Genomic DNA, 14,222 nt, shown 5'->3' with positions numbered 1-14,222 from the left:
GCCCTAGAGAACGCCGAGTATCGCGACGAGCACGCCGAGCCCGAAGAGCACACCGCTGACTGCCTTTCGCATGCGGACCTCCGAGCGCAACTGCTCCTCTTGGTTCTGGATATCACCGGCCGCGATCGACAGCGGCGTCTCGTCTGTCCCCCGGAGGACGTACCCGTCTGCCGTCTCGATCAGTTCGCCGTGGACGATCACCTCGTCGCCGTCACGGACGACTGTGGCCTGATACTTGTCGGGCATGGTGGTCTTCCTGCCGACGCTGAACGTGACCTCCACATCGCTCACGATACCGCCCTCGTCCGCGAACCCGTGGCGCTCGAGGAACCTGTTGATCGGATCGAGCTCGCCGAGATAGACGTCCGTTTCCGGCTCGTCGAGAAACGACTGCGACGAGTCGAACGGATCGTCCACCTTGGCCGAAAGAGGCGCGGCGTCGACGTGAACGCGGTCCCAGCCGTGGTCGACGGTGAACTCGCCGACCGCGAGTTCGCCGTCGACGGTCCGCCACTGACTGCCGTTCCCGCTCCCGTCCTTCCGGCGGTGCCGCCACGCCCAGAGGGCGGCCGAGTCGGTTCCGTTCGACTCGGGACCGGTTCGTTCCGGCGACGCCGGTTCGACGACGGAGACCGGGCCGCTGATCGTCGCCTCGCCGCCCGGCTCGAGCCGACCCTCGTCCGTCGATTCGAGTTCGTCGATCGTCGCCTGTCGATCGCGCAGCTCACGAGCGCTCGAGAGGGCCATCCAACCGAACAGCATGAAACCCGCTGCGACGGCGAGGACGAATAGCCTGACCATAAATACGGACTTGTAACAGAGATATAATAATCGTATGAAAACTCTCGATGGGGACCGATGCGATCGGTCGGTGAGAGTCGCTCTCGCCCGTCGCGCTCACCGGATCGCGGCCCGGTCGGCGACTCTCGGTCGGCCGATTCGCCGGCCGTCAGCGAGCGGCCACACTACGGTCGGGTTCGAGCGCCGTCCGCGAGTTACTCGATGTCGATCTCTTTCGACTCGTTCCCGCCGCCGATTTTCGGCAGCCGAACGGTCAGCACGCCGTCCTCGTAGCCCGCCGAGACGCCGTCTTCCTCGACCGGCTCCGGCAGGCGGATCCGGCGGTTCGCCGTCTTGCGGGTTCGCTCCCGCCGCAGGTACTCGCCCTCCGCGTACTCCCGTTCGTCCTCGCGGTTGGCCTCGAGGCGCAGCGTCCCCTCCGAGAGGGTCAGGTCGATGTCGTCGGTGTCGTACCCCGGAAGGTCGGCGGTGACGACGTACTCGTCGCCGGTGTCGGCGACGTCGACGGGGACGGTCCCCGGCACCTGAAGCCCGCCGCTGGTCATTCCCTCCTCGACCTGCCGACTGACGCGGTCGAGCATCTCCTCGATGTCGTCGAACGGGTTTCGTCGCATACCCGGTACTACGGCCTCGAGCGGGATAAATCTGCCCGGGAGCGAAGGACAGAACGCTCGGCCCGTCAGCCGACGGCTGTCGGCGGTCTCGAGCCGCCGGTCGCGTCGACTACTCCGGCAGCGTCGCTCGCCCGTCCTCGAGGGCGTCCTGCAGCACCTCCCGCGCGTGCCCGTCCGGATCGACGCTCTCGTAGACCGCCTGCACCTTGCCGTCGGCTAGGAAGAACGTCGTCCGCGCGGCCGCGCCGCCGCGCACGTCGACGTCGAAGGCCGCTGCAACCGCGCCGTCGGGATCCGCGAGCAGGTCGAACTCGAGGCCCTCCGCCTCGCAAAACGACCGGTGGGAGTCGACGCCGTCGGTCGAGACGCCGTAGACGTCGACGCCGGCGTCCCGGTAGGTCTCGTACTCGCGCTGGAACTGATTCGCCTCGATCGAACAGCCCGGCGTGTCGTCCCGCGGGTAGAAGTACAGTACCGTCGGCTCGTCGAACTCGAGGCGAACGTCGTCGCCGTCCTGATTCTGCGCGGCTACGCTCGGGGCGTCGTCGCCGATCTCGAGGGGCATACGCGAACTCCGATCGGGGTCGAAAAACCGTTTGCGGTGCGGGAGTCGCGCCACTCACTGGAGGGTTCAGGTGAAAGCCGGGCGTTGATGCCGCTGCTTCCGGTTGGTACTCCCGTTATGGCAGTCTCCGATCTCGGCCCGAACGACGTCGTCACCGCCAGCCCCGATACCGATCTCGGCACGATCGCGCAGCGACTCTCCGAAAACAACGTCGGCTCCGTCGTTATCGTCGAGAACGACGAACCCGTCGGCATCGTCACCGACCGCGACATCGCCCTCGAGGTGGGCCAGACCGACGACGTCGCGTCGACGCCGGCCGAAGACGTGATGACGGGCAGTCTGACGACGATCCCGGCGGACGCCGATCCGATCGAAATTTCGGAGGCGATCAAGGAGGAGAACGCGCGGCGGTTCCCCGTCGTGGACGAGAACGGCAAACTAACGGGGATCGTCACGCTCGACGATCTGGTCGCAACGATCGGCGAGCAGCTCGACAACGTCGCGGACACGATCGAAGCGCAGTCGCCGGAGTACAGTCCGTAGTCGCGGCGATCGAAGACTATCGGCTCCGCGGACCGCCGATCTTCGCCGATTATTCGACGACGTGTTCCGTATCGTACGAGCCGAGCCGGCGCACCCAGCCGCCTTCGGCGAGTTCTTCGATCTCCTCGAGCGCCTCCTTCGTCCGGCGCTCGTAGAGACCGGCCTCGATGTCGATGTGGAAGACGTAGTCGCCCAGCCGCTGGCCGCTCGGGCGCGACTCGACGCGGGCCATGTTGATGTCCCGCTGGGCGAAGGGCTCGAGCAGTTCCAGCAGCAGGCCGGGGTAGTCGACGTCCGGGTAGACGACCAGCGAGGTCTTGCCGCCGCCCTCGGTGCGCTCGTCGGCGGGCGCGATCGCGAAGAAGCGGGTCGCGTTCGAGTCCCGATCCTGGATGTCCTCCGCGAGCACCTCGAGGTTGGTCCCGTTCTCGGCGTTCGCGGGGTGGCCGATCCCCGCCACGGAGGGGTCCTCGCGGGCGAACTCGACGCCCTGGGCCGTGCTCGCGACGGCCTCGAGGGTGGCGTCGGGGTACTCGCGCTCGAGGTAGGCGCGACACTGGGCCAGCGCCTGGGAGTGGCTGGCGACGGTGTCGAACTCCGGTCCCTGCGCGAGCAAGGCGTGGCGAATCGGGGTGACGATCTCGCGGACGACGGCGACGTCGTACTCCGCGAGGGCGTCCAAGCTCTCGGTGACGCTGCCCTCGATGCTGTTCTCGATCGGGATGACGCCGCGCTCGTACTCGCCGCCCGCGACGGCGTCGACGATCGACGTGACGGATTGGCGGAAATCGATCGCGTCGTCGTCGGCGACGGCGGTCGTCGCTCGATGTGAGTAGGTCCCTTCCGGTCCGAGCGTCACTGCGGTCATTGCCGTTCCGTAGTGTGGACGGGGTGAAAAGAACGTCGGGACCGAACGCGCCGCCACACGGTGCCGCTCGAGCCGCGACCGCGATCGTCGACGACCGCTCGAGATCGAGCGCGAATCTGCCACAAGCTATATTCGAATTCTGGCGAATAGTTCGGGAACCGCAGGTCGAGAACAGTGGCAGGAGTAGATAGGGACAGGGACGGGGACAGAGATAGTCGCCGCTCGTTTCACGTCCGCTACGCCGACGTCGACGGCGGCCGCGAGGGCCTCGCCGCGGCGATCGAGCCGCCGTATCGAGTCACCGACGTCGCCGCCGACGAGGTCGACGACCTCCGCGGGGCGGTCGATCCCGACGTGGACTGTCTCGTCGTGACCGAGGCGTTCCGCGAGCGGATCGACGGCCGGTCGTGGGCCGACTCGCTCGAGTCCGTCCGCGCCGCGCGGCCGTCGCTGCCGATCGTTCCCGTCGTCCCGTCGTTCGACCCCGATCGGGTTCGATCGCTGGTGCGCGCCGACGTCGCCGACGTCGTCTGTCGCGCCGACCGGTCCGAGTCGTCGGACGCGGGAGCCGCGCCGGAGTCCGATCCGGCGGCGCGTCTCCGGGCCCGGATCGACGACGTCTACGACGCCTCGATTTCGGACGTCAGCGGCACCGTCCTTGAGATCGCGCGCTCGCTGATGGGCGCCGCGCCGGACGAGGTCGACGTCGAGATCGAGTGGGCGCTCGGCTCGATCGGTGCCCGGCTCAACGCCGACCGCTGTCTCGTGTTCGACTACGACGAGGAGGCGGCGCGACTCGAGCCGACCCACGCCTGGGACGCCGCACGGTCGGGCGCCGATTCGCCCGAGTCGGCGCCGACTGCTTCGGCTTCCGTCCCGGATGTGGACGGCACGCTGTCCGCGGACGCTTCGGACGTCGAGCCGATGGAGCCGTCCGCGTTTCCCGGCTTCGAGGACTCGCTCCGGGAGTACGACGCCCACGCGATCCCGCCGACGACCGATCGGCCCGAAATCGACGTTCCCGACGGATTCATCGGCGACCTCGGCCCGAACGAGGGCGGCGAGGCCGGCGATACCCACCCATACCTCGAGCGACGCGGCCTCGAGGCGCTGCTCGCGGTGCCGATCGTCATCGACTGGGAGCTGCGGGGCGTCCTCGTCGTCGGGCAGGATCACCGCCGACCGTGGCCCGACAGACTGTGCCGACAGCTCCGGACGCTCGGCGAACTGATCGGCCACACGATCGAGCGCACGCGCCGCCGGCGCGAACTCGTCCGGAAGAACGAGCACCTCGAGCGGTTCGCGTCCGTGATCAGCCACGACCTCCGAAACCCGTTGAACGTGATCTCGGGGACCGCCGACCTGATCGCGGAGACGGAGGAACTGCACCGCCTCGAGCACATCGCCGCCGCCGCCGATCGAATGGAGTCGATGATCGACGACCTCCTCCTGCTCGCCCGCGACGGCGCGAAGCTCGGGTCGATCGAATCGGTCCCCCTCGAGTCGGTCGTGCGCGATGCGTGGACCGGCGTCGAAACGTCGGACGCGACGCTCGAGACGCGCGATTTGCCGACCGTCGCGGCGGATCCCGGCCGGCTTCAGCAGGCGCTCGAGAACCTCGTCCGCAACGCCGTCGAGCACAACGACGCCGGCGTCGGGATCCTCGTCGAAGGCACCGACGACGGGTTCGCGCTCGAGGACGACGGCGCCGGCGTTCCGCCGGACCGCCGCGAGCGCGTCTTCGAGGAGGGGTACTCGGGCGCCGGCGGTACCGGTCTCGGACTGTCGATCGTCGAGACGGTCGTCTCGGCCCACGGCTGGGACGTCTCCGTGACCGACGGCAAGCAGGGCGGCGCGCGCTTCGAGATTGCGACGAGTGACGCGACCGAGCCCGTCGTCGGCTCGGTCGCGAAGGCAGGCTTCGATTCGGATTCGCAGTCGAACTCGAACGTCCCGTTCCAGTAACTCGGATCGAACTCGGCGATCGTCCGTCCGATATCCGTGTCGCTCGGCATCTTTCATGAACTTTCAGGCGGCGATAACAGTTATCCCGCTCTCGGAGAGTTGGTCCACTAGCCGTTAGCCACCGGCTCTCCGGTGGTTCCGTTCGGCGAGCAGACACGATGATAGAAACCGTCATACCGAATCGAATCCGCCGCCAGTACAGTGTCAAAATTGCCGCAATATTAGGGTGTGTGATCGGCGTCACCCTCCTCTTTGCGGTCGTCTTCGGACAGCACGTCGTCTCCGGTTCGGCCGAGGAGACCGAAGCCCGTGCGATCGCGGGCCTCTCGGGGCTGGTCGTCGTGTTCGTTATGAACCTCGGCCTGCTCGGGATCGTCCTCGGCGGGAACGTCTCTCTGGCGCTTCGCCGACTCGGAAACGGAACCGAGCGGATCGGCGACGGCGAGTTCGACGTCGACCTCGAGACCGATCGCGTCGACGAGATCGGCGAGCTGTACGGCTCGGTCGCGCGGATGCGCGACTCGCTCGAGGACACCCTCGCCGACCTCGAAACCGAACAGGAGCGCGCACAGCAGGCCCAGCGGGAGGCCGAGGAGCGGGCCGACCAACTCGAGGACGAGCGCGAACAACTGCAGGAGACCCGCGCGGAGATCGAGCGCCAGAACGAGCGGCTCGTCGCCGAGGCCGAGCGCTTCTCCGAGGTCATGGACGCCTGCGCCGACGGCGATCTCACACAGCGACTCGAGCCGCAGGTCGACGACGAGGCGATCGCGGCGATCGCGACGTCGTTCAACGAGATGCTCGACCGGATGAGCGAGACGATGGTCGACGTTCGGGGGTCCGCGAACGCCGTCGAGGAAATCTCCGTCGAACTCGAGGACTCGAGCGCGGAGATCCGGACGGCCAGCCGGGAAGTCGCCGATTCCGTCCAGGAGATCGCCGACGGGGCGGCCGAGCAGACCGACGACCTCGACGCGGCGGCGGCGGAAGTCAGCGACCTCTCGGCGGCCACCGAGGAGGTGGCCTCGACCACCGGCGAGATCGCCGATCAGTCCGAATCCGTCACCGAGCTGACCGAGGAGGGCCGCGAGGCGGCCGCCGAGGCGGCCGAAAACATCGACGAACTGGTCGAGAACACGGAGACGGTCGTCGAAACCGCCGACGAGCTCACCCGCGAGACCGAACAGATCGAGGAGATCATCGCCCTGATCGACGACATCGCCGACCAGACGAACCTGCTGGCGGTCAACGCCTCGATCGAGGCCGCCACCGCCGGCGCCGACGGCAGCGGCTTCGCGGTCGTCGCCGACGAGATCAAGGCCCTCGCCGAGGAGACGATGGACGCCGTCGACGATATCGAGGGGACGCTCGAGTCGATCCGCGACCGAACGGAAACGACGGCAAACGAAATCGGCGAGGTCGAGTCGAACATTACGTCGACGGCGACGATCGTCGACGATCTGGAGTCGCGCCTCGAGACGATCGCCGGCGAAGTCGAGCAGGTCGACGGCAGCATTCAGCAGATCGCGTCGACCGCGGACGATCAGGCAGATTCCGCCCAGGAACTGTCGGCGATCGTCGACGACGTCGCGGCGGTTTCGAACGAGACCGCGACCAAGGCCCAGCAGGTCGCCGCCGCCTCCGAGGAGACCAGCGCCACGATCGATTCGGTCTCGACGACCGCGACCGACCTCGGCGACGACGCGCGCGACCTGAAGCGGCTCCTCGACGCGTTCACGCTCGAGGAGGGCGGACGCGCGGCGCCGACACTCGCCGCCGGGAGCGGAGGTGACTGATCGTGGTCGATACCGCAACCGCCATCGGCGTCTCGACGCTCGTCTTCGTCGTCGCGACGCTCGCGTTTCTGGCCTGGACGCGGCGCCTTCCGGCGGCGTGCCGACGCTACGGGTACGCCGCGACGGCGGCCGTCGGCGTGATGGCGATCGCGTACGTCGGCATGACCGCTATCGAATTCGTTATCGGCGGCAACACGGATCTGGCGCGATTCCTGGGATACACCGCGATGTGGATCCCGATCGTTTACGTGACCAGCGCCATCGCCGGCGTCGATCGGCGGGCGGCGCTGCTCCTGCTCGCGATCGTGCTGGGCCGGGTCTGGATCACGCTCGTCGGCTACTTCCTCGACGGCATCGCGGGGCAAATCGCGTCCCTGCTGCCGTTCGCGTTGCTGATCGCCGGCATCTACCTCCTGTACGGTCCGTTTACGCGCGCCGCCGCGTCCCGATCGGGCGAGCGGTCGCTGCTGTTTACGAAGCTCAAGCATCTGATCGTCCTCGGGTGGATCGGACTCGTCATCAACGGCCTCATCGCGGCGGACGGGCTCGGACTCGTCGACGACTTCGTCGCGCTGCTGACGCTCGTCTACGTCGAAGCCATCCTCCTGCTCGGGTTCGCCGGGCTCGTCCTGCGAAACGTCGACGCGCTCGAGGCGGCGGCCGAAGGGGGCGGCTTGCGCTCGTCTCGAACCGACGCCGACCTCGAGGATAGTAGCCGCGCCGAAACCGCCGAAAACGTCGAGACGGCCGACTGAACCGCTCGATTCCGATTCCGGTTCCGATCGTTCCGCTCGGAGTTTTACACCGCAGTTCGTTTGTGACCGTCCGATTGCCAGTCGCTGCGCCTCGAGTGGACGCTGCGACGGATCGGCTGCGAGCGTCGCCGTCCGGATTAATCGTCGCTCGGCGCGGGACCGGCGGTCGACGCTTCGGCGTCGACGACCCAACCGTCCTCGGTTGCGCGGTCGGCGATATCGGGCTGGAAGACCCACGCCGACAGCGCGATGATCGGGATCATCGTCGCGGCGACGACCGCGTAGCCGAGGTGGAGGTTCGGCAGGAACGGCGCGGCGAAGATCAGCGGGTAGATCGACCCGCCCGAGGAGCCGATGCCGCCGACGACGCCGGCGACGCTGCCCGAACTGTCGGGGAACATCGCCGGCACCTGCGCGAAGATCGCCCCCTCGGCGAACGCACAGCCCATCCCGACGAGGAACCCGGCGACGACGGCCGCGTAGATGTTGCCCGTCAGGCCGGCCGCGGTCATCCCGAACATCGCACACATCACGAACACGAGCGTCGCGAACGTCCACTGCTCGCGGTAGCGCCCCTCGAACCACGGGAGGATGTCCGTTTCCTTGCGCGCGACGAGGTCGCTGACGTAGCCGCCGATCGGGCGCAGCAGGCCGGCCGCGATCGAGAACGTCGCCGCGAACGTCGCCGCGATCACGATGTCGCTCTGGCCGAACGCCTCGCGGTAGTAGGTTCCCAGCCAGCCGTTCATCGCCAGCTCGAGGCCGAAGGTCATGACGTAGGCGACCGAGAGCACGACCGCGCCGTAGCGGGTCGCGATGTAGCACCACTGTTTCAGGCTCACGCTCGCTTTCGTCGCCTCGCGCTTGCGCTCGCTCTTGGCGGCGTCGCCGAAGACGAAGTACAGGATGCCGACGACGACGGCCAGCGCGCCGGTGTAGAAGAACGCGGCGCGCCAGTTGGCGTCGAACAGCGGGCCGACGTACCCCTCGCCGAAGAGCCGCGGCAGCGTGAAGTACGCGCCCAGGCCCGCGCCGGCGTTGCCGATGCCGGCGAAGATCCCCTCGGCCGTGCCGAGCTCCTCCTCTTCGAACCACTCGGAGACGTGCTGAATGCCGATGACGAACGTGATGCCCGCCAGCGACGCGATAATACGGGAGGCCGTGAACACCTCGTAGGTCTGCGCGAACGCGCTGATGATCGCGAACGTCCCCACGACCACCATCGTCCCGCCGGCGGTCACCGGTGCGCCCCACTTGTCGGTCAGCGGTCCGATAACGATGCGACCGAGCGGAACGGCGATGACGGCCGCGCTCGAGACGATCCCGAGTTGCGCGACCGAGAGGCCGAACTCGTCGGCGATCTCGCCCGTGAACGGAGCGAAGGAGAACCAGATGACGAATCCCAGGTTGAACATCGCCGTCGCGAGGAGGAGGTTCTTCCACTTGCCGGGGATCAGGCTCATGCCACCACCTCAGCTTCCGGATCCGGGTCCGTTTTTGCCGGCTCGAGTTCGAACTGAGCGCGTTCGTCACACTCTATTTTGAACGCACAATCTTGTCCTCTATCACCGATACGGTGGACGATCTGGTTCATATATCGAGTAACAATGGACGCTCGATGTCATATAAGCTTAATTATTATCTGAATACAACAATACTGTCCCACCCCCGTACGCTCCAAGGGATATAATGTCCTTTAGGAAGTTGACGGTCGGCGGTCTACAGCTGGTCTAAACCACATTTGTATCGAAATCTCGTACCGAAGCTCACAGGTTAAACTACACGGTCTATACAGTTGTCACTCGGAGTGTGAGGCTACCGAGAAAATACCGTCGGCCGTCGTCACTCCTCGAGGTGTTCGATGCCTTGCTTCGAGACGTTCGCTTCCGTGATCTCGTCGGGCATCCAGTCGGGCTTGTCGTCGGGGGCCGTCTGCTCCCAGGCCCAGCCCTCGTAGATGTGGACCTTGTCCGTCCCCTTCTCTCGGAGTTTCAGTTCGACTCGGTCGGCGTCCGCCTCGCTCGAGCCGGGCTCGAGCCGTCGGGCCGCCTTGAGCGCCGCCTGTCGCGGGGTGTTCCCCGAGAAGACGCTCGTCTCCTCGCCGTCCGAATCGCGCAGTGCGAAGTTCCGTTTGCCGTCTTCACGTACCATGGTTTCGCCTCCGTGTCAATTCAGCACACGACCTGACATAAAGATATCCCCCGAAATCGACCGACTGCGGCGGTATCTTTAAGTGCGGCGGGTGCGCATCTTCCCCGCAGTATCAACCGTCTGTCGCCGCTCCGTCCACTTTCCTCCTGAACCGGTGTGTAACAAGGTCATTCGCCGAGGCGTCGAAAACACTTAAGTATATCCTACGGCGAAGTTCGGCATAGAATCCCGCGATGGTACGGAAAAAGAAGCTGAGTCCGAGTGGTGCGAAAGACGAAGATGGAAACTACCACAACGTCCACCTCAACCTCCACGAGGATGAACTCGCAGTCGCGGGCATGGATATCGGCGACGAGGTCTTCGTCCGCGTCCGAGACGGCAAGATCATCATCCAAAAGGCGGACGAGGAAGACGTCGAGCACGAATTCTAGAACCGAACTTTTGCGCTGCGCTCGTTTCGCGCCGACGGCAGCGTAGCTGCCGCACGGCGCGTCGTCGCTCGACAAAACTTCGATGAAAAGCACTCCTCCTTCCCCTCGGCTCACGGCCTCCGGCCGTTCGCCTGTTCGCGACGCGTAGCGCCGCGCTCTCCGGGTCAGTCGTCGGCCCGCTCGCTCACTTCGTTCGCTCGCGGTACGATACGGTGTCTACAGCAAACGAGGCGAGGGCTTCGCTCGAGTCCCTAACGCAGCGCCGCGAGATCGAACTCGAAGCCGGCGACCGGAACCTCGAGGTCGTGCTCGACGAGCACCTTCGGATGCACCTCGCCGATAACCCCTACTTCGTCGCCGTCGATGACGACGCTCGCCGTTCGACCCGAAATGAAGGTGGGGTGGTCGGTCGGCGGCGTCTCGAGGTCGACGTCGAACCGGCGACAGAGCGCCTGCAGGCGCGCCTTGGCGTCCTCGTAGCCGGCCTCGTGGCTCGCGAGGACCGCGCCGACGCGGCGATGCTCGGCGACGCCGGTGTTCTCGCTGTCGTCGACCTCAGCGGTGAAACCGATCTCCGCGAGGTCTTGCGGGTACGCCCGGTGGGTGTTGCGCTCTAAGACCATCAGCAGCGAGGGCGTGACCCACGTCCGAAGCATCGTGAAGTCCTCGCTGTAGGGCTCTTTGATCGTCGCAGGCTCGCCGGCGCCGTAGACGTCCGTTCCCGGTTCGACGTCGAGGCGCTCGTAGTTCGCCGCCTCGTTGATCATGTGGAAGTTCAGCAGGTCCTCGAAGCCCAGCCCGACGAGTTGCTCGCGGACCGAGCGCTCGAGCCGGGAGCGCTCGTGGCGGCCGCCGACGGTGCCGACATCGGGGTAGCGCGGCTCGAGGTCGTTGAAGCCGTAGGCGCGCCCGAGGTCGTCGATGATATCGAGCGGGTGGAGGACGTCGACGCGGTAGGGCGGGACGGTCACCTCGTAGACGAGATCGCCGTCGTCGTCCTCGTCTTTCTCCGCCTCGAGGCCCGACCGCTCGGCTAGATCGATCACTTCGTCGGGATCGAGGTCGATGCCGAGAATCGTTTCGATGCGGTCGTGAGCGACCGTCTTCGTCTTCGTCGAGAGGTCCGGACGGACGATCTCGTGGTCCGGATACTCGACTGTGACTTCCTCGAGGGTGGCCCCGCGACCGGCCAGCGCGTAGCACACGATGTTGAGCATCTTGTCGATCGTCCACTGGTCGGTGCCGGTCATCTCGACGAACAGGTCCCGCGAGTCGGTCGAGACTTCGGTGCGGCGGCCGTTGATGACCGGCGGGAACGAGAACAGCCCGAGGTCGTCGTAGATCGCCGGGTAGCGCTCGTACTCGCTGACGAGATCGGCGTACGTCTGGCCGGTCCCGTGCTCCTCGAGCACTTCGGCCGGCGACATCTCCCGATCCGAATCGAGGGGGACGAACGTATCCTCGTCGGGCTCGAGACCGACGTACTCGATCGTCGGGTTGCCCTCGGTGGCGGGACTCCCTTTGAGCATCGTCAGGTCGTGGATCCCGATCGCGCCCTTGGCGCGCTTGCGGCCCATCGTCGCGTGGAGCTTCTCCTGCAGTTGGATCAGGGACTCGAGGGCCTCGTCGTCGAGATCGACGTCGCGGATCACGGCGCCCGTAACGTAGGGGCGCTCGTCCGGGACCGACTCGTCGACCTCGATAGTCCAGTCGGCGTCATTTGTCGAGGGGACGTGCACCCCGCGGGCGTCGCCGTACTGGTATCGTAGCGAGCGCGCGACGCCCTCGACGGAGAGCCGGTCGAGGCGGTCGGGCGCGAACTCGAGTTCGAACGCGCCGCCCTCGGTGCGGCCCTCGAACTCGAGGCCGAGGCCGAACAGATCGTCTTTGAGTTCCTCGTCGCCTTTCTCCTCGCGACCGGTCAGGTCGCGCAGTTCGTCGGGGTCGATGTCGACCGTGGGCATCAGTAGGTCACCTCCGTGTTGCGCAGCAGTTCCAGGTCACACAGCGTGCCGTGGATGTCGCGGATGTCTTCGAAGCCGTACATCAGCATGAGCAGGCGCTCCAAGGCCAGTCCCCAGGCCATCACGTCGCACTCCACACCGAGGGGCTCGAGCATCTCCTCGCGGAAGATGCCCGAGTTGCCGATCTCCACCAGTTCACCGGTGGTCGGGTGGGTGCCGAACAGTTCGAAGCTGGGTTCGGTGTAGGGGTTGTAGTGGGGCTTGAACTGAATGTCCTCGATGCCGAACTGGGCGTAGAACTCCTCGAAGGTGCCCATGAGGTCTCGCACCGAGAGGTCCTCGGCCATCACCCAGCCCTCGATCTGGAAGAACTCGAGCAGGTGGGTCGGGTCGAGCGTGTCGTTGCGATACACCTTCTCGACGCTGAAGAAGCGCGCTGGCGGCTCGATCTCGCCGATCTGCTCGCCGGAGAGGTAGCGCGTCGAGAGCGAGGTCGTGTGCCCGCGCAGCGCGAGCGCCCGCGCGAAGTCCTCGTCCCACGGCGAGTGGTAGCCTTCGCCGTCCTCGCCGACGCCCTCCTTGTGGGCGCGCTCGACGCGGTCCACGAGGTCCTCGGGAAGGTCGTCGATGTGCGTCGGCTCCTCGAGGGCGAACCGGTCCCAGTGGGTCCGGGCGGGGTGGTCCTGGGGCATGAACAGACAGTCGTTGATCCAGAAGTCCGCGTCGACGTGCGGACCTTCCATCTCCTGAAAGCCCATGCCCACGAGGACGTCCTTCACGCGCTCGGCGGTCTGGCGCAGGATGTGGACGTTGCCGCCCTCGAACTGCTCGGCGTCGGCCTCGACGTTGTAGTCGGCGAATTCCACGTCCTCCCACTCGCCGCTCGTGAGGAGTTCGGGCGTCACCTGCCCGACGGTTTCCGCGGTCTCGATGCCGGCCATGAGCTCGGTGACGGCCCGCTCGGTCAGCGTGACCTCGCGGACGGTCGTCTCCGAGATCCCGACCAGTCCGCGCCGGTCGAGTTGCTCGAGCGTGTCCGCATCGACGTCGACGGCGTCGCGAGGCGTCTCGCCCGTTCCCTTGAGCGTCGCGAGCGCGTTCGCCTCCGCGTCGGCGTCGGGATCGGCGTCGGAATCGGCGGTGATCTCGCCGCTGTCGATCGTGCCGTACCCCTTGCGCGCGTAGTTCGAGAGCGCGATGTCGACCTGCGGCCCCTCGAGTCCCGACGCGCCGATGACCTGGCCCATCTGGACTGGATCAGTGTCGGCGCCGGCCTCGAGGGCGGCCTCGTAGAGTCGGACTTCGGGAAGCGCCTCGGCGGCGTACTCCCGACCTTCGTCTGTCAGTGCGATCGTTTCGTCGACCCGCTCGTCGACGGCGACCAGCCCCTCGTCCTCGAGTTCGAAGACCGCGCCGGTGACGGTCTCCGGGGGCAGGTCGGTCGCCTCGGCAAGGGCGTCGACGGACGTTGCCTCGTCCGCGCTCGCGGCCTCCAAGACCGCGACCTGTGATTCTGGAAGTTGCATTCGCTTGTTTGGATGGCTGACGGGCGGTCAGTTAGCGGTTCCGACTCGGATCGGCGGCGTGCGGTCGATTACGGCGACGCTGGTGTCCCGATCCGAACGACAGAGAGCCGCCGATCGAAGCGATCGGCGGCGTACGGTCGGTTTCGCCGCGGCCGTCCGGTGTGGACGCCCGCGGGTCCGCCGACCCGCGCTACGCGCGGAAGAAGAAGCCGAATCCCGATCGCGGCCGCTGGGGCTGACTGA

Annotated in this window: 13 protein-coding genes; 5 read left to right on the top strand and 8 right to left on the bottom strand. The window is 66.7% G+C overall.

What is annotated here, in order from left to right:
• Positions 1 to 3: 3 nt before the first annotated feature.
• From HALXA_RS02340 to HALXA_RS02330, 3 genes are all read right to left on the bottom strand, one after another.
• On the bottom strand, positions 4 to 801 hold the full coding sequence (locus tag HALXA_RS02340) for a hypothetical protein (protein ID WP_013878697.1): 798 nt from the start codon (positions 799 to 801) through the stop codon (positions 4 to 6).
• 194 nt (positions 802 to 995) lie between these two features.
• On the bottom strand, positions 996 to 1,415 hold the full coding sequence (locus HALXA_RS02335; RefSeq protein WP_013878696.1) for an Hsp20/alpha crystallin family protein: 420 nt from the start codon (positions 1,413 to 1,415) through the stop codon (positions 996 to 998).
• 109 nt (positions 1,416 to 1,524) lie between these two features.
• Positions 1,525 to 1,980: a peroxiredoxin gene (locus HALXA_RS02330; protein ID WP_013878695.1), complete on the bottom strand. Its 456-nt coding sequence runs from the start codon at positions 1,978 to 1,980 to the stop codon at positions 1,525 to 1,527.
• 117 nt (positions 1,981 to 2,097) lie between these two features.
• Between HALXA_RS02330 and HALXA_RS02325 the strand changes: the two genes are divergently transcribed.
• A complete protein-coding gene (locus tag HALXA_RS02325) occupies positions 2,098 to 2,523 on the top strand; it encodes a CBS domain-containing protein (protein WP_013878694.1) in 426 nt (141 codons plus the stop codon).
• Positions 2,524 to 2,572: 49 nt separating this feature from the next.
• Here the strand turns inward: HALXA_RS02325 and pheA are convergent, their stop codons facing one another.
• Positions 2,573 to 3,391, bottom strand: a complete 819-nt coding sequence (pheA, locus tag HALXA_RS02320) for a prephenate dehydratase (RefSeq protein WP_013878693.1) — start codon at positions 3,389 to 3,391, stop codon at positions 2,573 to 2,575.
• A 174-nt stretch (positions 3,392 to 3,565) separates the two neighbouring features.
• On the opposite strand from pheA, the gene HALXA_RS02315 reads away from it, so the two are divergent.
• The 3 genes from HALXA_RS02315 (at position 3,566) to HALXA_RS02305 (ending at position 7,907) form a co-directional block, all read left to right on the top strand.
• Positions 3,566 to 5,356 carry a sensor histidine kinase gene (locus HALXA_RS02315; protein ID WP_013878692.1) on the top strand — a complete coding sequence of 597 codons (1,791 nt, stop codon included), beginning with the start codon at positions 3,566 to 3,568 and terminating at the stop codon, positions 5,354 to 5,356.
• 158 nt (positions 5,357 to 5,514) lie between these two features.
• Entirely contained in the window at positions 5,515 to 7,152 is a 1,638-nt protein-coding gene (locus HALXA_RS02310) for a methyl-accepting chemotaxis protein (protein ID WP_013878691.1), read from the top strand.
• A gap of 2 nt (positions 7,153 to 7,154) precedes the next feature.
• The gene (locus tag HALXA_RS02305) at positions 7,155 to 7,907 is read left to right on the top strand and encodes a bacteriorhodopsin (RefSeq protein WP_013878690.1); all 753 of its coding nucleotides are present in this window, start codon (positions 7,155 to 7,157) and stop codon (positions 7,905 to 7,907) included.
• 137 nt (positions 7,908 to 8,044) lie between these two features.
• Here HALXA_RS02305 and HALXA_RS02300 read toward each other — a convergent pair whose 3' ends face one another.
• Both HALXA_RS02300 and HALXA_RS02295 read right to left on the bottom strand, forming a co-directional pair.
• Positions 8,045 to 9,364, bottom strand: a complete 1,320-nt coding sequence (locus tag HALXA_RS02300) for an MFS transporter (RefSeq protein ID WP_049895379.1) — start codon at positions 9,362 to 9,364, stop codon at positions 8,045 to 8,047.
• A 385-nt stretch (positions 9,365 to 9,749) separates the two neighbouring features.
• Positions 9,750 to 10,058, bottom strand: a complete 309-nt coding sequence (locus HALXA_RS02295; RefSeq protein WP_013878687.1) for a non-histone chromosomal MC1 family protein — start codon at positions 10,056 to 10,058, stop codon at positions 9,750 to 9,752.
• A gap of 233 nt (positions 10,059 to 10,291) precedes the next feature.
• On the opposite strand from HALXA_RS02295, the gene HALXA_RS02290 reads away from it, so the two are divergent.
• Positions 10,292 to 10,489 carry a hypothetical protein gene (locus HALXA_RS02290; RefSeq protein ID WP_006111025.1) on the top strand — a complete coding sequence of 66 codons (198 nt, stop codon included), beginning with the start codon at positions 10,292 to 10,294 and terminating at the stop codon, positions 10,487 to 10,489.
• Between the two features lie 251 nt (positions 10,490 to 10,740).
• Here the strand turns inward: HALXA_RS02290 and pheT are convergent, their stop codons facing one another.
• Together pheT and pheS are read right to left on the bottom strand one after the other, a co-directional pair.
• Positions 10,741 to 12,453 carry a phenylalanine--tRNA ligase subunit beta gene (gene pheT / locus HALXA_RS02285; RefSeq protein ID WP_013878686.1) on the bottom strand — a complete coding sequence of 571 codons (1,713 nt, stop codon included), beginning with the start codon at positions 12,451 to 12,453 and terminating at the stop codon, positions 10,741 to 10,743.
• Positions 12,453 to 13,979, bottom strand: a complete 1,527-nt coding sequence (gene pheS, locus HALXA_RS02280; protein ID WP_013878685.1) for a phenylalanine--tRNA ligase subunit alpha — start codon at positions 13,977 to 13,979, stop codon at positions 12,453 to 12,455. Before pheS ends, pheT begins: the two co-directional genes overlap by 1 nt.
• Positions 13,980 to 14,222: the final 243 nt, after the last annotated feature.

The sequence above is a fragment of the Halopiger xanaduensis SH-6 genome (assembly GCF_000217715.1).
Lineage (GTDB): Archaea > Halobacteriota > Halobacteria > Halobacteriales > Natrialbaceae > Halopiger > Halopiger xanaduensis.
This window is presented reverse-complemented; position numbering and strand designations above follow the sequence as displayed.